The sequence below is a fragment of the Pseudomonas trivialis genome, from assembly GCF_036864995.1.
Classification (GTDB): Bacteria; Pseudomonadota; Gammaproteobacteria; order Pseudomonadales; family Pseudomonadaceae; genus Aquipseudomonas; species Aquipseudomonas trivialis.
Genome location: NZ_CP142151.1, coordinates 5,353,718 through 5,376,661 on the forward strand (window position 1 = coordinate 5,353,718; position 22,944 = coordinate 5,376,661).

The window sequence follows — 22,944 nt, forward strand, 5'->3', positions numbered from 1 at the left end:
TCTGAGTCATGGCCAAACCGTCGTTTATCAATTTGTGGAACAGCTACCCCACCGTCAAAAACCCTTGCGACCAACCGTGGGGCAATCAGTGCGCTATCCGTATGAGCGTCGCGCTCAATGGCGAGCTGAATATCAAGGTCAATAAATCGACCTATACCGACCCAAAATGCAAACACGACCATGCTCGCGGTGCTGAATCCCTGGCCAATTGGCTCTGGCGTCATCACTTGGGCCGTCCAACCATTCTCAGTGGCAGTGCGGCCGACCGGCTGACGCTGAATCAAAAAACCGGAATTGTTTTCTTCAAGGATTGCTTTGCACGTGCCGGCGAACCCGAGAGCGAGCGTACAGGTGACCATATCGACCTGTGGAACCGAGGCCGAACCAAAGGCTTTTTCGATGGCGACTTTCTCTCCAAACAGGTCTGGTTCTGGGAATTGCAATGATCGCTAAAACGTTAAAATCAATGCTGTTCGCCAACCTGTTGATCAGCTTGAGCGCGTGCGCCGAGCCCGCTCTGAACCCGCTCGACGCACCTGCTCGCACGCAGGGGGTATTCGCCGGTCAGGCCATCCAGCTCGTGGACGCCAAGGGTCAATGTGCGGTGCTCAAGCCCGACCAGACTCATCTGGCACTGGGAATGGAATGGCCCTGCTACTTCAACCTGAATCCAAAAGGTGAATTACGGGTAGAGACGTTCAGGGGTGTGCCGATTTTTCTGGTCGAGCGTAGCGTGCCAGAGCCTCCACCGAGCCGAGACTGCCTGACCCAATCCCAGGCCGTACGCTTGATCAACGGTCGCCTGGAAGCATCAACGGTCAACCCAAGCGCCATGTGCGGCTATGGTCAGGAAGACCAGAAAATGTTTACGGCCCTCTTCCGGTGGTAACCGAAATCGCTTCCCGCGACCGTCTGCAACCGTCCCTGCTGGACCGGCTGACCGACGATGACCCGACCAACCCCAAGGAGAGCGCCGACAGACGCGTGCTGTCCCTGAGCCAATTGAAAGCCTCGGTGCTGCGCGACCTGGCGTGGCTGCTCAACACCACTTCGCTGCTTGATGCCGATGCCACCCTGCACACACCGGCCGGCACTTCCGTGGTCAATTACGGCCTGCCGGCGCTGGCGGGCAACAGCGTTTCCAGTGTCGACATCAAGGCGCTCGAAGCGTTGATCTACCAGGCCATCGCCACCTTCGAACCGCGTATCCTGCGTCACACCTTGCGGGTCAAGGCCCGTGTCGGCCAGGACGAGATGAATCACAACGCCCTGAGTTTCGAGATCGAAGGCGACCTGTGGGCGCAGCCGGTGCCGTTGCGCCTGCTGCTGCAAACCGACCTCGATCTTGAGTCCGGCCATGTACGCGTGGTCAACGCCGACCAGCGGAGACGCCCATGAACCCGCGCCTGCTGGAGCTGTACAACCAGGAACTGCACCACGTGCGCGAAAGCGCCGCCGAGTTCGCCCGGGAATACCCGAAGATCGCCAGTCGGCTGACGTTGTCCGGTATGGACTGCGCCGACCCGTACGTCGAACGCCTGCTCGAAGGTTTTGCCTACCTCACGGCCCGCGTGCAGCTCAAGCTCGACGCCGAGTACCCGACCTTCACCCACAACCTGCTGGAAATCGCCTACCCGCACTATCTGGCGCCAACGCCGTCGATGACCGTGGTGCAGCTGCAGACCGACCCCGACGAAGGCTCTCTGGCCAGCGGCTTTCCCCTGCCCCGCGACACCGTATTGCGCGCCGCACTGGGCCGCGAAACCCAGACCTGCTGCGAGTACCGCACTGCGCACCCGGTGACGTTGTGGCCGCTGCAGGTGAGCAACGCCGAGTACTTCGGCAACCCCGCCGCCGTGCTCGGCCGCCTGGCTGCCAGCGAGCCGAAAGCCAAGGCCGGCCTGCGCCTGACCCTGCGCACCGGCGCCGAACTGCCGTTCAACAGCCTCGATCTGGACAACCTGCCGCTGTACCTCAGCGGTGCCGACGAGCAACCGTTCCGCCTCTACGAACAATTGCTCGGCAATGCCTGCGCCGTGTTTGCGCGCAAGCCGGGTGGCGACTGGGTCGAGCGCCTGCCCAAAGACGCGCTGCGCTCGCGAGGCTTTGACGATGCCGACGCGGCAATGCCGGTGGTGGCGCGTGCGTTTCAGGGCTATCGCCTGCTGCAGGAATATTTCGCCCTGCCCCATCGCTTTCTGTTCGTCGAGTTCGCCGAACTGAGCCGCGCGGTCAAACGCTGCGACGGCCAGGAGCTGGAGCTGATCGTGCTGTTCGACCGCCACGAGCCGAGCCTGGAAGGCAGTGTCGGTGCGGCGCAGTTCCTGCCGTTCTGTACGCCGGCGATCAACCTGTTCCCCAAGCGCGTGGACCGTATCCATTTGTCCGACCGCGTCAACGAACACCATGTGATCGCCGACCGCACCCGGCCAATGGACTTCGAGATTCACTCCTTGAGCGGCATCACCGGCCACGGTACCGGGCCGGAGCAACCGTTCCTGCCGTTTTACGCGGTGCGCGATCCGTCGCGTTACGGCCGTGATCAGGCGTACTACACCGTGCGCCGCGAGCCCCGTGTATTGTCCAGCGACCAGCGCCGCAACGGCCCGCGCTCCACCTACGTGGGCAGCGAAACCTTCGTCAGCCTGGTGGACAGCCGTCAGGCGCCTTATGGCCACGACTTGCGTCAACTGGGCGTGACCGCGCTGTGCACCAACCGCGACCTGCCGCTGTTCATGAGCGTGGGCAACGGCAAGACCGATTTCACCTTGGCCGACAGCGCGCCGGTGTTGGCCGTGCGTTGTGTGGCTGGGCCGAGCCGTCCGCGCGCCAGCCACGCCCACGACGCCAAGGCGTGGCGGCTGATCAGCCAGCTGTCGCTCAACTATTTGTCCCTGAGCGAGCAAGGCCAGGGCGCCGGCGCCTTGCGCGAACTCCTGCGCCTGTATGGCGACAGCAACGACGCCGCCCTGCCATTGCAGATCGAAGGCCTGCGCGAGGTCAGCAGCAAAGCCGTGACCCGGCGCTTGCCGATGCCCGGCCCGATTGTGTTCGGGCGCGGCCTGGAGATCACCCTGGAATTCGATGAGAACGCGTTTCGCGGCACCGGCGTGTTCCTGCTCGGTGCGGTGCTCGAACGCTTCCTGGCACGCTACGTGTCGATCAACAGTTTTACCGAGACGGTGATCCGTACCACCGAACGCGGCGAGATCATGCGATGGAAAGCCACGCCCGGACGGCGTCCGACCCTGTGAGTACCCTGGAGGCGATGCACCAGGCGCCCTGGGAATATGACTTCTTCCAGGCGCTGCGGCGTATCGAGTGCGAATCGCCGGACCTGCCGCGCCTGGGCCATTCCCTGCGCCTGGCGGACGACCCGCTGCGCCTCGGGCAACAGGCCGATTGCACCTTCGCCCCGGCCACTTTGGCTTCGGTCGACCCCGGCGGCGAGGGCAAACCGGCGCGGCTCGAACAGTTCTTCTTTGGCCTCGGCGGCCCCAACGGCCCGCTGCCGCTGCACATCACCGAGTACGTGCGCGAGCGTCAGCGCAACAACGCCGACAGCACCAGCAAGCAGTTCCTGGATGTGTTCCATCATCGTCTGCTGAGCCTGTTTTACCGGGCCTGGGCCGAGGCGCGGCCGACGGTCAGCCACGACCGCCCGGACGATGACTACTGGTCCGCGCGCCTGGCGGCGTTAAGCGGACGAGGCATGCCGAGCCTGTTGAATCAGGGGCTGATCCCCGACACGGCGAAGCTGCATTACAGCGGCCACCTGTCAGCGCAAACCCGCTACCCGGACGGCTTGAAAGCCATCCTCAGCGAGTACTTCGGCCTGCCGGTGGAAATCGAGGAATACGTCGGCCAATGGCTGGAACTGCCCGAACGCAGCCGCGTGGGTGTCAGCGCCAACCAGTTGGGCGTGGATTTCTGCCTGGGCAGCCATGTGTGGGACCGTCAGCATAAATTCCGCATCCGCCTGGGCCCGCTCACGCTCCAGGACTACATGGGCATGCTGCCAGGCGGTCAGCCGTTCAACGAGCTGGTGGCGTGGGTGGCCGAGTACCTGGGCCATGAACTGGATTGGGACCTGAACCTGATTCTGCAACAACCCGAAGTCCCGGCGCTGCAACTCAACGGCCAGTTCCGCCTGGGCTTCAACACCTGGCTCGGCCAACCCGAGCGGGACGCCAACGACCTAATCCTGGCCCGGCATTACGCCGATCACGCCACCACCTCAAGGAATCCAGAGCATGGGTGAAATCAGTCGCGCCGCACTGTTCGGCAAACTCAACAGCGTGGCCTACAAGGCCATCGAAGCCGCCACCGTGTTCTGCAAGCTGCGGGGCAACCCCTATGTGGAACTGGCCCACTGGTTCCACCAGTTGCTGCAACTGCAGGACTCGGACCTGCACCGCATCATCCGCCAGTTCAACGTGGAACCGGCGCGCCTGGCCCGTGACCTCACCGAAGCCCTGGACCGTCTGCCGCGCGGCTCGACGTCGATCACCGACCTGTCCTCTCACGTGGAAGAAGCCGTGGAGCGCGGCTGGGTGTACGGCAGCCTGATGTTTGGCGAAAGCCAGGTGCGTACCGGGTATCTGGTGCTCGGCATCTTGAAGACACCGAGCCTGCGTCACGCACTGCTGGGCTTGTCCGCCGAGTTCGACAAGATCAAACCCGAAGCCCTGAGCGAACGCTTTGACGAATACGTCGGCGACTCGCCGGAAAACGCCTTGAGCGCCAGCGACGGTTTCAATGCCGGCGTGCCCGGCGAAGCCAGTGGTGCCATGGCGCCCAGCGCGATGGGCAAGCAGGAAGCGCTCAAGCGCTTCACCGTCGACCTCACCGAACAGGCGCGCAGTGGCAAGCTCGACCCGATTGTTGGCCGTGATGAAGAGATCCGCCAACTGGTGGATATCCTTATGCGCCGGCGCCAGAACAACCCGATCCTCACCGGTGAAGCCGGCGTGGGCAAGACCGCCGTGGTCGAAGGATTTGCCCTGCGTATCGTCGCCGGTGACGTACCGCCAGCGCTCAAGGACGTGGAACTGCGCAGCCTCGATGTGGGCCTGCTGCAAGCCGGCGCCAGCATGAAAGGCGAGTTCGAACAGCGCCTGCGCCAGGTCATCGAAGACGTGCAAGCCTCGCCCAAGCCGATCATTCTGTTCATCGACGAAGCCCACACCCTGGTGGGTGCTGGTGGCGCCGCCGGTACCGGCGATGCGGCCAATCTGCTCAAGCCTGCGCTGGCCCGTGGCACCTTGCGTACCGTGGCCGCCACCACCTGGGCCGAGTACAAAAAGCACATCGAGAAAGACCCGGCCCTGACCCGCCGCTTCCAGGTGGTCCAGGTGGCCGAGCCGTCGGAAGACAAGGCGCTGCTGATGATGCGCGGCGTCGCATCGACCATGGAGAAACACCATCAGGTGCAGGTGCTCGATGAAGCCCTGGAAGCCTCGGTGAAGTTGTCGCATCGCTACATCCCTGCTCGCCAGTTGCCGGATAAATCCGTGAGCCTGCTGGACACTGCCTGCGCCCGCGTCGCCATCAGCCTGCACGCCGTGCCCGCCGAAGTGGACGACAGCCGCCGCCGTATCGAAGCGCTGGAAACCGAGCTGCAGATCATCGCCCGCGAACATGCCATCGGCATCGACATTGGTGCGCGCCAGAGCAACAGCGAAGCGCTGCTGATTGCCGAGCGCGAGCGCCTGGCGACGCTGGAAAGCCGCTGGTCCGAAGAGAAGGCACTGGTAGACGAGTTACTCGCCACCCGCGCGACCTTGCGCGAAAAAGCCGGTGTGGTGGACAGCGGCAACGACCAATTGCGCGCGCAACTGATCGACCTGCAACAGCGCCTGACCGCACTGCAAGGCGAAACCCCGCTGATTCTGCCGACCGTGGATTATCAGGCCGTGGCCTCGGTGGTCGCCGACTGGACCGGCATCCCGGTGGGCCGCATGGCGCGCAACGAACTGGAGACGGTGCTCAACCTCGACCAGCACCTGAAGAAACGCATCATTGGCCAGGACCATGCGCTGCAGATGATCGCCAAACGCATCCAGACGTCTCGCGCCGGCCTCGACAACCCGAGCAAGCCGATTGGCGTGTTCATGCTCGCCGGCACCTCTGGCGTGGGCAAGACCGAAACCGCCCTGGCCCTGGCTGAAGCCATGTACGGCGGCGAGCAGAACGTGATCACCATCAACATGAGCGAGTTCCAGGAAGCCCACACGGTGTCGACGCTCAAGGGCGCGCCGCCGGGCTATATCGGCTACGGCGAAGGCGGCGTGCTGACCGAAGCGGTGCGGCGCAAACCCTACAGCGTGGTGCTGCTGGACGAGGTGGAAAAAGCCCACCCGGACGTGCATGAGATCTTCTTCCAGGTGTTCGACAAGGGCGTGATGGAGGATGGCGAAGGCCGCGTGATCGACTTCAAGAACACCCTGATCCTGCTGACCACCAACGCCGGCACCGAGCTGATTTCCCAGGTATGCAAGGACCCGGCGAACATCCCCGAGCCTGAGGAAATCGCCAAGGCCCTGCGCCAGCCGCTGCTGGAGATTTTCCCGCCAGCGCTGCTGGGCCGGCTGGTGACCATTCCTTACTACCCGCTGAGCGACGAGATGCTCAAGGCGATCACCCGCCTGCAACTGAACCGTATCAAGAAGCGTGTGGAGAATACCCACAAGGTCGCCTTCGACTACGACGACGCGGTGGTCGACCTGATCGTGTCGCGCTGCACCGAAACCGAAAGCGGCGGGCGCATGATCGACACTATCCTCACCAATACGTTGCTGCCGGACATGAGCCGTGAGTTCCTCACGCGCATGCTTGAAGGCAAGGCGCTGGCGGGGGTGCGGATCAGCAGTCGGGATAACGAATTGCACTATCAGTTTGGCTGACAGAGTGCGGTTAAAACTGTGGGAGGGGGCTTGCTCCCGATAGCGGTGAATCAGTCACTCCATGTATCAACTGACGCACTGCAATCGGGAGCAAGCCCCCTCCCACATTTGATCCGGTTTCTTCAGTTATTCAGTTATTACAGGACAACCGATGCTATTCAACCAAGCCTCACGCCTGGCCCGGATCACCAGCCCCCTCGGGCAGGATGTGCTGCTGCTCAATGAAATGGGCGGCGGTGAAGAGCTGGGAAGGCTGTTCAACTATGAGCTGCAACTGACGTCACTGGACGCCAACATCGACCTCAACCAGTTGCTCGGCAAACCGATGAGCGTGGGCGTGCAACTGGCGGACGGCGGTGAGCGGCACTTCCACGGCATCGTCGCGCGCTGCAGCCAGAACATCGACCAGGGCCAGTTCGCCAGTTACCAGGTGACGTTGCGTCCATGGTTCTGGCTGCTGAGCCGAACCTCGGACTGCCGGATTTTCCAGAACCTGAGCATCCCGCAGATCATCAAGCAGGTGTTTCGCGACCTGGGCTTTTCCGACTTCGAAGACGCCCTGAGCCGGCCGTACCGCGAGTGGGAATACTGCGTGCAGTACCGCGAGACCAGCTTTGATTTCGTCAGCCGCCTGATGGAACAGGAAGGGATCTACTACTTCTTCCGCCATGAACAGGACCGCCACGTGCTGGTGCTGGCCGACGCCTATGGCGCCCACACCACGGTGCCCGGCTACGCATCGATTCCGTACTACCCCAAAGACGAGCAGCAGCGCGAGCGCGACCACATGCACAACTGGCACCTCGCCCAGGAAGTGCAGCCGGGCTCGCTGGAGCTTAACGACTACGACTTCCAGCGCCCCAGCGCCAGCATCGACGTGCGTTCGGCCATGCCGCGCCCGCACGCCGCCGGCGACTACCCGTTGTACGACTACCCCGGCACTTACGTGCAAAGCGCCGATGGCGAACACTACGCGCGCACCCGCATCGAGGCGCTGCAAACCCTGCATGAGCAGATCGAGTTCGCCGGCAATGCCCGTGGCCTGGGTTCAGGCCATCTGTTCAGCCTCACCGGCTTCAGCCGTCAGGACCAGAACCGCGAATACCTGATCGTCGGCTGCCGCTATTACATCACCCAGGAAAGCCTGGAAAGCGGCGGCGGCTCGGGTTCGGCGCAATTCGAAAGCAGCCTGACCTGCATCGCTGCCCAGCAAAGCTTCCGCCCGCTGGCCAACACCCATCGGCCCATCGTCAAAGGCCCGCAGACGGCGCTGGTGGTCGGCCCCAAGGGCGAGGAAATCTGGACCGACCAGTACGGCCGCGTGAAGGTGCATTTTTACTGGGACCGTCACGACCAGTCCAACGAGAACAGCTCGTGCTGGATTCGTGTGTCGCAGTCCTGGGCCGGCAAAAACTGGGGCTCGATGCAGATTCCACGCATCGGCCAGGAAGTGATCGTGAGCTTTCTGGAAGGTGACCCGGACCGCCCGATCATCACCGGGCGGGTGTACAACGCCGAGCAGACGGTGCCTTACGACCTGCCGGAGAATGCCACCCAGAGCGGCATGAAAAGCCGTTCGAGCAAGGGCGGCACGCCGGCCAACTTCAATGAAATCCGCATGGAGGACAAGAAGGGGCTGGAGCAGTTGTATATCCATGCCGAAAGGAACCAGGACATCGTGGTGGAGGTGGATGAAAGCCATTCGGTGGGGCATGACCGCAATAAAAGCATCGGGCACAACGAGACGGTGACCATCGGCAACAACCGACTGCGCATCGTCAAGCAGGAAGACATCCTCTCGGTGGGCCAGAGAAAGACCGACAGCATCAGCCAGAGCTACGTGATCGAAGTGGGCGAAAACCTGCGCCTGGTCTGCGGCGAAAGCGTCCTGGAGTTGAACGCCAGCGGGCAGATCAACCTCACCGGCGTGCAAATCAGCTTCTACGCCAGCGGCGACGCCGAGTTCAACACCGGCGGCGTGCTGCACCTGAACAACGGCGGCGGCGCCGGCGCAACACCTGATGGTCAGGGCGTTAAAGCCGCTATCGATGCCAATATCAAAGCCGCCTTCCCCGCCCCCAAAAGCTCCTGACGAGACTGCTTGCCATGACGTACCGCATCAACGAATTCCAGTTTCAATTGCCGGCCGCCGAGTTGCAGGACGCGACGATCAACATCCTCAAATTCCCCGAGCTGGGCACCTCCCTGATCGTCAGCCGCAGTTTGCTGGCCGATGGCGAAACCTTGCACAGCAACTTCAACGACCAGCTCCAGCGCCTGGAAAAGCAAGTGCAGGATTTGCGTTATCAGCCGGGCGTCGACGTGCGCCTGGGTACGGCGCAGGAAGTCGAAGGCATCGAACTGCGCAGCCAGTTCAATAAGGGCAATGACAAGGTGTTCCAGTATCAACTGGCACTGGTGATTCCGGGCACGCGCAAGATGCTTGCCTTGAGTTATGTGAAGGCGGACGCGCTTGGGGATGCCGAGGCGGCGCATTGGGCATTGATAAAAAATTCGCTGTCGTTCGACGTGCCACAGTGACGAAACCTCTGGATGTCTGACGCTCTGCTATGGGCCGCACGGTTGGGGGATGGCTTGTCCCATACCTCAGTGATGGCCGATATCCTTGGCGGCGTGCTCGAAGTCGCCGCTAACGTGGCGATCACTGCGTTGGCCACGGCTGCCGTGGTAGCGGCCACCGGGATCACCGTCGCGACAGGTGGGCTTGGCGCGTGCGTATTGGGCGCCGTCGTCGGCGTTATTGTCGGCGTCGCCATGAGCAAGACCGGTGCTGACAAAGGGCTGAGCGCCATGTGCGAGGGTATCGGCAACGCGCTGTTCCCTCCCGCAGTGATGGCAACGATCATCAGCGGGTCGACAGATACCCTGATCAACTCAATACCTGCGGCGCGAGCTGCCGGGGTTATACCCTCCCACGTCGCCCCGGCGGGCACCGAAAACCAAGCGCCTGCCCCCGCGTCTGACGATGCAGAAGAACCAGGCTACCTGGATATGGCCAAAGGTTTTTTCTCCCAGATGTGGCGCCCCACTGTCGCCACCCCCGCACCAGGTGCCGTTCCCAAACCCCTGGATCTGGTGACCTGCACCAAACATCCACCGATGCCACCGCAGTTTCTTGCAGAAGGATCTGAAAAGGTTACGGTCAACGGCCAGCCGGCTGTGCGCAGCGGCGACCGCAGCACGTGTGATGCGACGGTTGTGTCAGCGGGACTTATTTCGCCAAACGTGACCATCGGCGGTGGTTCAGTGGTGGTACGCGAGATTCGCAGCGGCAAGACGCCGGGAGTGGGCCTGGCAGTGACCGCACTGATGATGCTCAAGGGTGGCAAGGGCAAATTTCTAAGTAATCTGCCCTGCATGCTGCTGGCGGGCGTCAACTCATTTGTCGTCAGTCAGGCCATGGGCGCCTTGGCCAATGCGGCCATGGGCTCATCCAACCCGGTGCATGCCAGCACCGGGGCCAAGGTACTGGGCGGCCCGCAAGAGCTGGACTTTGCCCTGCCCGGCATCATGCCGATCGATTGGCAGCGGTTCTACAACAGCCGGGACGAACGCCGCGATGGTCTGTTCGGGTGTGGCTGGAGCGTTTCCTACGAGGTCAGCGTCCAGCGTCTCCCCCACCCTGAGGGGGGTGAGCAACTGCTATACATCGACGAGCAGGGCCGGCGCATAAACATGGGGTTCATTCCCTTGGGCGGCGCGGTGTTCAGTGCTGACGAGGGGCTGAGCGTGCGACGCCACCTCAGTGGCCAACTGCTGATCGAAAGTGCTGATGGCTTGTATCGACTGTTTGAACCAGCGCCGCAGGAGACTTCGCTGCTACGCCTGAGCCAGCTGGGCGATCGCAATGACAACCGTATTTACCTGGACTATGACGACAACGGACGGCTGCGGCAGCTGCGAGACACCTTCGATCTGGTTAAGGTCGAACTGAATTACGACGCCACCTGGCCAAGCCGTGTCAGTCATATCGAGCGGCTGTACCCTGATCAGCGCCGTGAAGTACTGATGCATTACGCCTACGACAGCTGCGGCGACCTGGCAGCCGTGCGACAGTCCGACGGGCAGGTGAAACGCCGGTTTGCCTATGACTCCGGCCGGCGCATGACCGAGCATCAATTACCTACCGGGCTGCGCTGTTTCTACCAGTGGGCGTGGGTGGATGAGCGCGAATGGCGCGTGGTTCGGCACTGGACGGATAGCGGCGACACCTACAGATTCGACTATGAGCTGGACAACGGTATCACCCGTATCATCGACGGGTTGGAGCGCGTCAGCACCCGCCACTGGGATGCACGGCACCAGATCATCAAGTCCATCGATGCTCTGGGACGTACCTGGGCGTTCCAATGGAATGCTGAAAGCCAACTGCTGGGCGCGACCGACCCTAGCGGTGGGCAATACCAGTTCAGCTACGATGAAGCCGGTAATCTGAGCGAGACCACCGACCCGCTGGGGCGCAGTGAATCAACCCTTTGGCTGGAACATTGGGCGCTGCCGCTGGTGGAGACCGACGCCGCCGGCAACGCTTGGCAGTACCGGTATGACTCACGTGGCAATTGCATCGGCGAAACCGATCCGCTGGGCCACGTGACGACTTATCGTCACGACGCTCACGGACAAGTCCTGGAAATTATCGACGCGCGCGGTGCAAGCAAGAGCTTGCGCTGGACGCCTTTGGGTCAACTCAGCGAGCACACCGACTGTTCGGGCCTGACGACCCGCTTGAGTTACTGCAAGCGTGGGCTGCTGCTCAGCAGTACCGACGCCCTTGGCGAGCGCACGAGCTTCGCTTATGACGATCAGGGGCGGCTGACCAGCAAACAGTTGCCAGATGGCCGCAGTGAGCACTATCAGCGTGACGCCAGTGGGCAATTGGTCGGCTACAGCGACCCCGCCGGGCACACCACGCACTTCCAACACTCGCCAAGCGGACGGTTGCGCCAGCGTACGGACGCCCACGGCCGCCGTGTGGAGCTGAGTCATGATGCCTACGGTCGCCTGCTGAACCTGACCAACGAGAACGGCGAGCGCTATCGCTTCGACTGGGACGCCGGTGATCGACTGACCCTGGAGCAGCGCCTGGACGGCACACTCAAGCGCTATGCCTACGATCCGCTGGATAATGTCACTCGCGTGGAGACGGTTGCTTCACCTGGCGCCGAAGGCTCCATCACTCACGACCTGGAGCGAGACCCTGCCGGGCGACTGATCACGAAAACCACCGCAGACGGGCGCACAGAATATAGCTATGACGAACAGGATCAGGTCACAGCCATCCGCTTCACCGGCCATGACGGCGGGCAACAAAGCCTGGAGTTCGGGTATGACGCCCTCGGCCAGCTGATTCTTGAACAGAGTACCGGCGGCCGCCTGGAACACCACTACGACGAGCTGGGCAACCTGATACAGACGCAGCTTCCCGATGGACGCTGGCTCAACCGATTGCGCTACGGAAGCGGGCACCTGCATCAGATAAACCTGGATGGCCAGGTGATCAGTGATTTCGAGCGCGACCGGCTGCACCGCGAAGTGCTGCGTACCCAGGGACGTATCAGCACCCGCAGCGAATACGATCGTTGCGGTCGGATTCGTGTTCGCCAGCGTCGGCAACAGGGGCAGTCGGTACTGCTGCCAGCGGTACAAACCCGATACGGCTATGACACCAGCGATCAACTGGTGGAACGCGTCGCCAGCCAGCCAGGCGCAACGCACCGCCAACTTCTGCATTACGACGCTACCGGACGCATTCTCGCCAGCCAGGACAACCTTCAGGGCCAGCGGGAAGTCTTCGCCTTTGATCCAGCCGCCAATTTATTGGACGGCACGGGACGCGTGGCCCACAACCAGTTACTGAGCTATCGCGACAAGCGCTACCGTTACGATGGTTTTGGCCGGGTAGTTGAAAAACGCAGCGCTCGGCGCGGCTCCCAGCACTTGAGCTATGACGCTGAGCAACGCCTGGCCCAGGTACACAATGACGATGGTTCTGTGGTCAAGATGACTTACGACCCGCTCGGTCGACGCATCGCCAAGACCACCTTCGACCGCCAGGGTACGCAGCAGAGCCAGACCCGTTTCACTTGGGATGCGATGCAACTGCTGCAGGAGCACCAAGGCCCGCAGACCAGTCTCTATCTCTATGCCGATGAGGGTTATGAGCCCCTGGTCAGGATTGATGGTCTGGGTGACCAGAAAAAGGTGCGCTACTACCACAACGACCTCAACGGTCTGCCAGAGCAACTCTCGGAAAGCGACGGCCATAGGGTATGGAAGGCGAGTTACGAAGTCTGGGGCAATACCGTCGAGGAAGTACGCGAACCCTATTTCGTCGAAGAGCAGAACCTACGGTTCCAGGGCCAGTACCTGGACCGGGAGACTGGACTGCACTACAACACCCTGCGCTTTTATGACCCCGATATCGGGCGCTTCACCACGCCCGATCCAATTGGTCTGGCAGGCGGACTTAATCTCTACCAATACGCGCCCAACCCGGTGAGCTGGATCGACCCCTTGGGCCTGATGAAATGCTCAAGCCCACCCAAAGGCCGCAAGGTCAATCGCACGGTGTATCGATTCGAGGAGCCTGGACGCATCGGTACGACCTGGCAGGCACATAAGTGGAATGTGGAGTCCCGACACCGATACACGGCCAAGGGACTGGGTGGCGTGTATGGCGCCAACTCGCGCAAGACCGCATTGGGCGAAGTCACCCATTGGGGTGTGGACCTGTCCTCACGGGTACTGGTCAGCAAAAAGGTGCAGTTAAACAACGTGCTGGACCTGACGCGCGCCGACGTGCGCAAACAATTAGGTGTATCACTCAAAAGCATTACGGGTGACAAATACACCGAAACTCACCAGATCGGCAGTTGGGCGAAAGCCAATGGCTATGATGGGATTCTTGCCCCATCCGCGCGAAACCCGACCGGCAGCAACTTAATATCATTTGCAGGGTTCTGATCATGCCACTTGAAGATGAATACCCCGGCGATGCCGATTGGCAAAGTACGGTAGAGCTGTACAAGGAAGACTATCTCGACGAAGACGCACACACCCTTGCGCAAGCACTGGGCGGCGACCTGGACTTGGCCGTTGTGCTGCGTGGCAGGCGTGGGCTCAAGGAAGGGCTGTGGTGGATCGAGCGCAAAGTTCCTGCCCTCGACAATGTACGGCCTGTCGACTGCCTTGAGGATCCGCGGCTGATCAAGCGCCTGCGAACAGCTTTGATGAGCATGCCGTAACCACACGGGGGCAGCTGACTGACGATGGAAAGTCTCGATAGAATCGACACGTCCCTGGGCACCGCGCATGTCTGACGCTCTATGGGCGGCCCGAATGGGCGATGCGCTGTCCCACACCTCAATGATGGCGGACATCCTCGGCGGGGTGCTGGAGGTGGCGGCCAATATCGCGATCACCGCCGTAGCGACCGCCGCCGTGGTTGCGGCCACTGGCATTACCGTGGCCACCGGCGGCCTCGGCTGCTTTTTGCTGGGCGCGGTGGTGGGCACGATTGTCGGGCTGGCCATGAGCAAGACCGGAGCCGACAAAGGCTTAACGAATTTATGCGACAGCTTCAGCAACGCCCTGTTTCCACCCACGGTGCAGGCCAACATTCTCACCGGCTCCACCGACACCCTGACCAACAACATTCCGGCCGCGCGAGCAGCAGGGGCAATCAGCTCCCATGTCGCGCCGGCCGGTACCGAACTGGAAGAGCCCGAACCGGAGCCAGAAGCCAGCTACCTGGACATGGCCGAGGGTTTCTTCTCACAGATGTGGCGTCCGACTGTCGCTACACCGGCGCCCGGCGCTGTGCCCAAGCCGCTGGACCTGGTGGTGTGCATGAAGCACCCGCCAATGCCGCCGCAGTTTCTGGCCGAGGGTTCAGACAAAGTCACGATCAATGGTCAGCCGGCGGTACGCAGCGGTGACCGCAGTACGTGCGATGCCACCGTGGTGTCCTCCGGGCTGATCTCGTCCAACGTGACCATTGGTGGCGGCTCGGTGGTGGTGCGCGAGATTCGCAGCGGCAAGACGCCGGGCGTGGGGCTGGCGGTGACGGCGCTGTTGATGCTCAAGGGCGGCAAGGGCAAGTTCTTCAGCAAGCTGCCGTGCATGCTGATCAGCGGTGCGACGTCGATGGCCGTCAGCAGCGCGATGGGTGCGATGGCGAATGCGGCGATGGGCTCGTCGAACCCAGTCCATGCCGCCACTGGCGCGAAAGTGCTGGGCGATGTCGAGGAACTGGACTTCGTGCTGCCCGGCATCCTGCCGATTGCCTGGCAACGGGTCTACAACAGCCGCGATGAACGCGCGGGCAGCTTGTTGGGTGCTGGCTGGAGCGTGGCTTATGAAGTGTGCGTCGAAATTCTGCCCCATCCTGAGGGTGGTGAAACGCTGATCTACACCGACGAGCAGGGCCGAGCAATCGACATGGGCTCGATTCCTTTGGGCGGCGCGGTATTCAGCGCCGGTGAAGGGCTCGCGGTGCGCCGCCATCTCAATGGGCAGTTGCTGATCGAAAGCGACGATGGCCTGTACCGGTTGTTCGAGCCGTCTGCCAACCCGGCGCGGCTGCGTCTGAGCCAACTCGGCGACCGCAATGACAACCGTATTCATATCGACTACGACGAAGCCGGGCATCTGCTACGACTGCGCGATACGTTCGACCTGGTGCAGGTTGAGCTGGTTCGTGAACAGGGCCAATTGGCGCGCATCGAACGTTTGTATCCCGATCAGCGTCGTGAAGTGCTGGCCAGCTATGGCTATGACATGGCCGGGAGCCTGGCTGAAGTACGCGACGCGACCGGCCAGGTACAGCGGCGTTTTGCCTACGACAACGGCCAGCGGATGGTGGAGCATCAACTGCCCACCGGGTTGCGCTGTTTTTATGAGTGGGCCTGTGTTGAAAACCTGGAATGGCGTGTGGTCCGGCATTGGACCGATGAGGGCGACGCTTACCAGTTCGACTATGACTTGCAGGCTGGTCTCACGTGTATCACCGACGGTTTGCAGCGGGTCAGCACCCGTTTGTGGAACACGCAGCACCAGATCATTCAGTACAGCGACAACCTCGGCCAGACTTGGCTGTTTGAGTGGAACGACGAACGCCAATTGCTCAGCGCCACCGATCCGCAAGGCGGGCGCTATGAATACAGCTATGACGAGGCCGGTAACCTGATCGGCGAGAGCGACCCGTTGGGGCGCAGCGATTCGACGTTGTGGCTGGAGCATTGGGCCTTGCCACTGGTGGAAACCGACGCGGCCGACAACAGCTGGCAGTATCGCTACGACCCGCGTGGCAACTGCGTCGCCGAAACCGATCCGCTGGGCCACGTCACCCGCTACCGCTATGACGACCACGGCCAGCCGGTGGAAATCATCGACGCCACCGGCAAGAGCAAAAAGCTGCGCTGGAACCCGTTCGGGCAGTTGGTGGAACACGTTGATTGCTCGGGCTATCCAACCCGCTTTGGCTACGACACGCGCGGCAACTTGCAGGTGATCACCGACGCCCTCGGCGAGCGCACCTTGTTCAGCTATGACGCCCAGGGTCGCCTGCTCAGCAGCCAACTGCCGGACGGACGCACCGAGCAATACCAGCGCGACGTCAGCGGGCAATTGCTGGGGTACACCGACCCGGCCGGGCACACCACGCTCTATCAGCACAACCGTCGCGGCCAGGTCCGCCAGCGTACCGACGCCCACGGCCGACAGGTGCAGTTCGGTTATGACAGCTATGGGCGGCTGCAAGCGCTGATCAACGAGAACGGTGAGCGCTACCGGTTCTCCTGGGATGCCGGGGATCGGCTGACAGAACAGCAGGACCTCGACGACAGCGCCAAACGTTACAGCTACGACCCACTGAATAATGTGATTGCGGTGACCGCTGTTCCCGCCCCACACGACAGTGGCCTGGCGGTAGTCCCGCAAACCCTGCCCGCTCCTATCGTGCATGAGCTGGAGCGCGACTCGGTTGGCCGACTGATCGCCAAGACCACCGACGATGGTCGTACCGAGTACCTTTACGATGCGATCGATCAGCTCACGGCGGTCACCTTCACGGATCTGCAAGGCAACGCCCAAACCCTGGGTTTCGCCTACGACGCCCTCGGCCAACTGCTGGTCGAACAGAGTTCAGCCGGCAACCTGCAACACTACTACGACGAACTCGGCAACCTGATCCAGAGCCAACTGCCCGACGGTCGCTGGCTCAATCGCCTGTACTACGGCAGCGGCCATCTGCACCAAATCAACCTTGACGGCCAGGTGATCAGCGACTTCGAACGTGACCGCCTGCACCGGGAGGTACTGCGCACCCAGGGCCAGCTCAGCACCCGCAGCGAATACGACCGCAGCGGCCGACTGCGCTCACGCCAGCGCCGTCACGCCAACCAGCCGTCCCTGCTGCCCGCTGCGGCGCAAAAACAGTTCGAATATGACCCTGCCGACAACCTGATCGGCAAACTCGACCAGCAACCCGCCGCACAACATCGCCAACTGCTGCATTACGACGCCACCGGCCGCATCATCGCCAGCCAGGACAGCCTGCACGGCCAGCGCGAAACATTCGCCTACGACGCCGCCGCCAACCTGCTCGACGGCCCGCAACCGGGCGCCGGGTTGGTGGTGCATAACAAACTGCTGACCTATCAGGACAAGCGTTATCGCTACGATGCGTTTGGCCGGATGATCGAGAAACGCAGCGCCAAGCGCGGTGTGCAGCGGTTTGCGTATGACGCTGAAAGCCGGCTGATAGAAGTGCGCAACGAAGATGGCCGCGTGGTCAGGATGACCTATGACCCGCTGGGGCGCAGGATTGAAAAAACCGAGCACGGCAGTGATGGGTACCCGTTGGGGGAGACGCGATTTACGTGGGATGGCCTGCGGTTGTTGCAGGAGCATAAACACAGCCAGACGAGTCTTTATGTTTATGGAGATGACGGCGGATATGAGCCTCTGGCTCGTGTCGATGGCGTTGGGTCGCTGCAAAAAATTCGCTATTACCACAACGACCTGAATGGGTTGCCGGAACAGCTGACCGAGGCGGATGGACATAACGTCTGGCAGGCGACGTATCGGGTGTGGGGCAACACGCTGGAGGAAGTGCGCGAACCTTATTACATTGAGGAGCAGAACCTGCGATTCCAGGGGCAGTACCTGGACCGGGAGACGGGGCTGCATTTCAATACGTTCAGGTTTTATGATCCGGATGTGGGAAGGTTTACTACGCCGGATCCGATTGGGTTGGCCGGGGGGTTGAACCTCTATCAGTACAGCCCAAATCCCATCGGCTGGATCGATCCCTGGGGTTGGAGTTGCGTTCAGTTCAAACGCTGGAAACGCGGCCAAGCCATAGACAAACCGTTGCCGAATGGCAAAGCTCCCGCATGGGATGTGGTAAGAAATCGTTACTGGAAAAACCGCTATGAAGCTTCAAAAGCCTCTGGTGAATTCAGTCCGGCTAACTTGAGCCGTATGAAACGTGGTACGGCACCTCTGGACGCCAACGGAAACTCAATGGAATTGCATCACCACAACCCTCAAAGAAACGGTGGTAGGGATGTGAATAATCCTCGAAATCTGCGTGAGGTCACTCGTGAGCAGCACGCAGCACTTGATGAGTTCAGACATTTAGGAAGCAAGTAATGACCGCTATAGACATCATTAAAGAATTCGTTGAAGGCTCTATTTCACCTAAAGAATTCGAGGAGAAAGTTTATGCAGATGCAACTATCGAAGCCTTACTGAAAGGAGAGAAAAACCTGCCAGCTTATGTCAGTGAACCTGATCTCTATACTTATACAATCAGTCTGGATTTTCGAAATCTTGAGTGTATCTACAACATCCAATCACTTCTATCTGGTGTTCTGAGCAAGAACGGCATTACTCACACGGTGGAAAAAAAGTACGAAAATCTATTTAACCTGACACTAAAAATTCAACCAAAGTGGCTGATGCTACCGTCCGAATATCTATCAAACCTAATCGAAGAGAAAAAAATCTGAGTCAAAAAGATTTGCAGTCTTGGTTGAAGGAAAAAATAAAAACTGATTTCCGGTGTCTCAAAACACAGCCAAAATGGCTTCAAGGCCCAGAATGGCCAATAGAAAACGGAAAGCCAATGGTTTTCGTGGGTCAGCTCGACATCAGCGAATTGAGCCATGACAGCGCACAGGCTTACCTATTTTTTGATGACGATAAAAAAACCTTCCACACCATCACCCAAGTTTGTTGATTAGCAGTTAAGCGAGGTGGACATTTAGAATTTATAGTTAAATAAATTCATCCCCCTTAACCCTTCACCGACTTGCAAGGCAACGGCCAAGCCCTGGGTTTCGCCTACGACGCTGTCGGTCAGTTGCTTGGCGAACGAGTGCCGGCGGCAACCTGCAACACCACTACGACGAACTCGGCAACCTGATCCAGAGCCAACTGCTGTTTTTACGCAGCAAAAATGGGCACCCGACCCAGTCGGCGTGCCCATTTTTTCCGTACCACCCCGCCTCCCTTCGAGGCAGTACTGCCCGTTACGGGTTAACACTGTCCTTCAACGACTTGCCCGGCTTGAACGCAACGGTATTGCTCGCCTTGATTTTCACCGGCTCGCCGGTCTGCGGGTTTTTGCCGGTGCGGGCGCCGCGGTGGCGCTGCAGGAAGGTGCCGAAACCAACGAGGGTGACGCTGTCCTTGCGGTGCAGGGCACCGGTGATTTCTTCGAGGACGGCGTTAAGCACGCGGTTGGCCTGTTCTTTGGTCAGGTCCGCTTTTTCAGCGATGGCGGCTGCGAGTTCTGGTTTACGCATAGATGAAGCCTCTTTGACGGTTTTTTGTTGTTATGTCCGTGCCACTCTCTGGCGGAACGGCGCCCAAAGCGCCGCAGGCTCTACTCTGCGGCAGACGGGAGTGAGGATGGCATGCCCACAGACGCCGCGCCAGCCTCGCGGCGACCTTTCTCTAGGCAAAAACGTGCTTATTCCGACAGAACGACAGGCATTTACGCCAGCAAAGGCGGGAGTTCCTTGTTGAGCGCCAGTTTTTCCATCACGGCGCTGCCGGTCAGCGCGTAACCCAGCAGGCGGCCGCTGGCGTCGCGGCACAGGGCCTTGATGTTGGCGCCCTCGCCTTCGACACTCCACACGCCTTCGGTACCCCGTGGCGGTGGCGACACCACCAGTGGGCAAACCGGGGTTTTCACCGTAACCGGCATTGGCCCATAGCTGACCGCCGTGGCATTGCCGGCCAGGGTCTGGGCCAGGGCGCGGGCGCAGGTCATGAGGGGCATCACGTACAGCAGGTTCAAGCCATCGACCTCGGCGCAGTCGCCCAGGGCGTAGATATTGGCATGGGAGGTCTTGAGGTGGCGGTCCACCATGATTCCACGGTTGATCTGCAGGCCGGCGGCGGCGGCGAGGTCGACGCGCGGGCGCAGGCCGATGGCCGAGACCACCAGGTCGCACGGGATCACCTTGCCGTCCGACAAGTGGGCCTCAAGACCATCCGCCGTGCGTTGCAGGCGGTTGAGCACCGGGCCCAGGTGGAAACGCGCGCCCAGGCCTTCCAGGCCGGCCTGTACCGCAACGGCCGCCGCCGGGTGCAGCAGGGTCGGCATGACTTGTTCGCACGGCGCCACCAGGTCGATTTCATAGCCGCCGAGGATCAGGTCGTTGGCGAATTCACAGCCGATCAGGCCGGCGCCGAGCACCAGCACACGACGTTTACCCGCAGCGGCGGCGCGAAAGCGGGCGTAGTCTTCGAGGTCGTTGATCGGAAAAATCAGCTCAGCCGCATCACCTTCGACCGGCACGCGTACGGTTTCGGCGCCCCAGGCCAGGATCAGGTCGCGGTAGGTCACCGCTTCCTCGCCAATCCACAGGCGCTTGTGGCCGGGGTCAATGCCGCTGATGCGGGTGTGGGTACGCACTTCGGCCTTGAGTTGCTCGGCCATGGCGCCCGGTTCAGCCATGCTCAACCCATCGGCCTCCTTGTTCTTGCCAAAGCCGGTGGAGAGCATGGGCTTGGAGTAGGAGCGCCCGTCATCGGCGGTGATCAGCAGCAAAGGCGTGTCGCTGTCGAGCTTGCGAAACTCCCGGGCCACGTTGTAACCGGCCAGTCCTGTGCCGATGACCACGACAGGTGCGTTCATTCCTTTCTCCTTGTAATACGTTTCTCAAACTTCGAATCAGCCGATTTCGATCATCTCGAAATCCATCTTGCCCACGCCGCAGTCCGGGCACAGCCAGTCTTCCGGGACGTCCTGCCACAGGGTGCCCGGCGCGATTCCGTCATCCGGCCAGCCGTCCTTTTCGTCGTAGATCAGGCCGCAGACTACACATTGCCACTTCTTCATTACTTGCTTCCTCAGGGTCCAGGCATTTTGGCCGGCGGTCCATATTCTGCATTGCCGCACGGCTCAGGGCGTTTTGTACTGACAGGGGCCGCCGGATGCAAGCACGTTCGGCGCAAACGGCCGGTTCAGCCCGGCAAAAGGTCGGGACGCCATGGTAAGCTCGGCGCCTCTTTTACTGCCCATACTGACTCGCCGTGCCGCACTCAACCGCGCTTTCCGATGCTTGCCAATGGCTGCCCCAGAGCCTTCTGCGCCCGACACCCACGCCCCTGATCCTCGATTGGCTGTTCGACGAAGGCTCGCTCACGCGGCGGCTGACAGGGTTGTCCAACGACGCGTTCAGCGTGACGCCGCTGGTCGAAGGCTGGCAAGCGCTGCGGGACGATGAATGCGCGGCGCTGGGCCTGCCGCCGGCCACGCTCGGCTGGGTGCGGGAGGTGTACCTGCGCGGGCACAGCCAGCCGTGGGTATTTGCCCGCAGCGTGGCGTCGCGCAGTGCGTTGCAGGGTGACGGCTTGCACATGGACGCGCTGGGCAGCCGCTCGCTGGGTGAGTTGTTGTTCTGTGACCACGCGTTTACCCGTCAGGCCATTGAAGTCTGCCATTACCCACGCCAGTGGCTGCCCACGCCGGACCAGGCCGACGGGCTGTGGGCACGCCGCTCGCGCTTTGATCGCGGAGCATTGAGCGTGCTGGTGGCGGAAACCTTCCTGCCGGGCTTCTGGCAGGCGCTGCATGACCATCCGGAGAGTTGCTGATGTATCAACGTGTGCTCAAGTCCCTGAATCGCCTGAACCCCAGGGCCTGGGATTTCATTCAATTGACGCGCATGGACAAGCCCATCGGTATCTACCTGCTGCTGTGGCCGACACTGTGGGCGCTGTGGATCGCCGGCAAGGGCGCGCCGTCGCTGCTCAATATCGTGATTTTTGTGCTCGGCGTGGTGCTCACCCGTGCGGGCGGCTGCGTGATCAACGACTGGGCCGACCGCAAGGTTGACGGCCATGTGAAGCGCACCGAGCAACGCCCGCTGGTCAGCGGCAAAATCAGCTCGAAAGAGGCGTTGGTATTTTTTGCGCTGCTGATGGGCGTCAGTTTCCTGCTGGTGCTGCTGACCAATGCCAGCACCATCCTGCTGTCCCTCGGCGGCCTGGCGCTGGCGGCAAGCTATCCGTTCATGAAGCGCTACACCTATTACCCGCAGGTGGTGCTGGGCGCGGCGTTTTCCTGGGGCATGCCGATGGCGTTTACCGCCGAAACCGGCCACCTGCCGGCCACTGCCTGGCTGCTGTATATCGCCAACCTGCTGTGGACGGTGGGGTATGACACCTATTACGCAATGACCGACCGCGACGACGATGTGAGGATCGGGGTGAAATCCACGGCGATTCTGTTTGGCGATGCCGATCGGGTGATCATTCTCACCCTGCAGGGCCTGTCGCTGGTGTGCCTGTTGCTGGCCGGCGCGCGGTTCGAGCTGGGCGGCTGGTTCCAGCTGGGGCTGCTGGCGGCGGCGGGCTGTTTTGTGTGGGAGTTCTGGTACACGCGGGACAGGGACCGCATGAAATGCTTCAAGGCGTTTTTGCACAACCACTGGCCGGGGTTGGCGATTTTTGTGGGGATTGTGCTGGATTACGCGGTTCGCTGAGGTGTTTGCGGCGA

General features: G+C 61.3%; 17 protein-coding genes. 14 read left to right on the top strand and 3 right to left on the bottom strand.

Annotated elements, in window-relative coordinates; translation table 11 throughout:
* The first annotated feature begins 8 nt into the window (after window positions 1-8).
* The 12 genes from VRB54_RS23870 to VRB54_RS23925 all read left to right on the top strand — a co-directional run bounded on the left by VRB54_RS23870 (window position 9) and on the right by VRB54_RS23925 (window position 18,940).
* Window positions 9-446: a type VI secretion system amidase effector protein Tae4 gene (locus VRB54_RS23870; protein WP_003231694.1), complete on the top strand. Its 438-nt coding sequence runs from the start codon at window positions 9-11 to the stop codon at window positions 444-446.
* The gene (locus VRB54_RS23875; protein WP_338478984.1) at window positions 443-889 is read left to right on the top strand and encodes a hypothetical protein; all 447 of its coding nucleotides are present in this window, start codon (window positions 443-445) and stop codon (window positions 887-889) included. Before VRB54_RS23870 ends, VRB54_RS23875 begins: the two co-directional genes overlap by 4 nt.
* Window positions 883-1,398 (top strand): type VI secretion system baseplate subunit TssE, encoded by a 516-nt coding sequence (tssE, locus tag VRB54_RS23880; RefSeq protein WP_338478985.1) that lies wholly within the window; start codon window positions 883-885, stop codon window positions 1,396-1,398. Before VRB54_RS23875 ends, tssE begins: the two co-directional genes overlap by 7 nt.
* Window positions 1,395-3,254 carry a type VI secretion system baseplate subunit TssF gene (gene tssF, locus VRB54_RS23885; RefSeq protein WP_003231700.1) on the top strand — a complete coding sequence of 620 codons (1,860 nt, stop codon included), beginning with the start codon at window positions 1,395-1,397 and terminating at the stop codon, window positions 3,252-3,254. The genes tssE and tssF overlap by 4 nt, the downstream gene beginning before the upstream one ends.
* Entirely contained in the window at window positions 3,218-4,261 is a 1,044-nt protein-coding gene (gene tssG, locus VRB54_RS23890; RefSeq protein WP_338478986.1) for a type VI secretion system baseplate subunit TssG, read from the top strand. The genes tssF and tssG overlap by 37 nt, the downstream gene beginning before the upstream one ends.
* A complete protein-coding gene (gene tssH / locus VRB54_RS23895; RefSeq protein WP_338478987.1) occupies window positions 4,254-6,905 on the top strand; it encodes a type VI secretion system ATPase TssH in 2,652 nt (883 codons plus the stop codon). Before tssG ends, tssH begins: the two co-directional genes overlap by 8 nt.
* 151 nt (window positions 6,906-7,056) lie before the next feature.
* Complete coding sequence (locus tag VRB54_RS23900; protein WP_338478988.1) at window positions 7,057-8,997, top strand: type VI secretion system Vgr family protein; 1,941 nt, start codon at window positions 7,057-7,059, stop codon at window positions 8,995-8,997.
* A gap of 14 nt (window positions 8,998-9,011) precedes the next feature.
* Window positions 9,012-9,446: a DcrB-related protein gene (locus tag VRB54_RS23905; RefSeq protein ID WP_338478989.1), complete on the top strand. Its 435-nt coding sequence runs from the start codon at window positions 9,012-9,014 to the stop codon at window positions 9,444-9,446.
* A gap of 12 nt (window positions 9,447-9,458) precedes the next feature.
* Window positions 9,459-13,889 carry an RHS repeat-associated core domain-containing protein gene (locus tag VRB54_RS23910; RefSeq protein ID WP_338478990.1) on the top strand — a complete coding sequence of 1,477 codons (4,431 nt, stop codon included), beginning with the start codon at window positions 9,459-9,461 and terminating at the stop codon, window positions 13,887-13,889.
* 2 nt (window positions 13,890-13,891) lie between these two features.
* Window positions 13,892-14,170, top strand: a complete 279-nt coding sequence (locus VRB54_RS23915; protein ID WP_231422282.1) for a hypothetical protein — start codon at window positions 13,892-13,894, stop codon at window positions 14,168-14,170.
* Window positions 14,171-14,237: 67 nt separating this feature from the next.
* A complete protein-coding gene (locus VRB54_RS23920) occupies window positions 14,238-18,581 on the top strand; it encodes an RHS repeat-associated core domain-containing protein (protein ID WP_338478991.1) in 4,344 nt (1,447 codons plus the stop codon).
* A complete protein-coding gene (locus tag VRB54_RS23925) occupies window positions 18,581-18,940 on the top strand; it encodes a hypothetical protein (protein ID WP_338478992.1) in 360 nt (119 codons plus the stop codon). Before VRB54_RS23920 ends, VRB54_RS23925 begins: the two co-directional genes overlap by 1 nt.
* A gap of 522 nt (window positions 18,941-19,462) precedes the next feature.
* On the opposite strand, the gene VRB54_RS23930 is transcribed toward VRB54_RS23925, so the two are convergent.
* The 3 genes from VRB54_RS23930 to VRB54_RS23940 all read right to left on the bottom strand — a co-directional run bounded on the left by VRB54_RS23930 (window position 19,463) and on the right by VRB54_RS23940 (window position 21,282).
* The gene (locus VRB54_RS23930; RefSeq protein ID WP_003213368.1) at window positions 19,463-19,738 is read right to left on the bottom strand and encodes an HU family DNA-binding protein; all 276 of its coding nucleotides are present in this window, start codon (window positions 19,736-19,738) and stop codon (window positions 19,463-19,465) included.
* 191 nt (window positions 19,739-19,929) lie between these two features.
* On the bottom strand, window positions 19,930-21,078 hold the full coding sequence (locus VRB54_RS23935) for an NAD(P)/FAD-dependent oxidoreductase (protein WP_338478993.1): 1,149 nt from the start codon (window positions 21,076-21,078) through the stop codon (window positions 19,930-19,932).
* Between the two features lie 36 nt (window positions 21,079-21,114).
* A complete protein-coding gene (locus tag VRB54_RS23940; RefSeq protein ID WP_003213373.1) occupies window positions 21,115-21,282 on the bottom strand; it encodes a rubredoxin in 168 nt (55 codons plus the stop codon).
* A gap of 194 nt (window positions 21,283-21,476) precedes the next feature.
* On the opposite strand from VRB54_RS23940, the gene VRB54_RS23945 reads away from it, so the two are divergent.
* Entirely contained in the window at window positions 21,477-22,040 is a 564-nt protein-coding gene (locus VRB54_RS23945; RefSeq protein ID WP_338478994.1) for a chorismate--pyruvate lyase family protein, read from the top strand.
* The gene (ubiA, locus tag VRB54_RS23950) at window positions 22,040-22,930 is read left to right on the top strand and encodes a 4-hydroxybenzoate octaprenyltransferase (RefSeq protein ID WP_338478995.1); all 891 of its coding nucleotides are present in this window, start codon (window positions 22,040-22,042) and stop codon (window positions 22,928-22,930) included. The genes VRB54_RS23945 and ubiA overlap by 1 nt, the downstream gene beginning before the upstream one ends.
* Window positions 22,931-22,944: the final 14 nt, after the last annotated feature.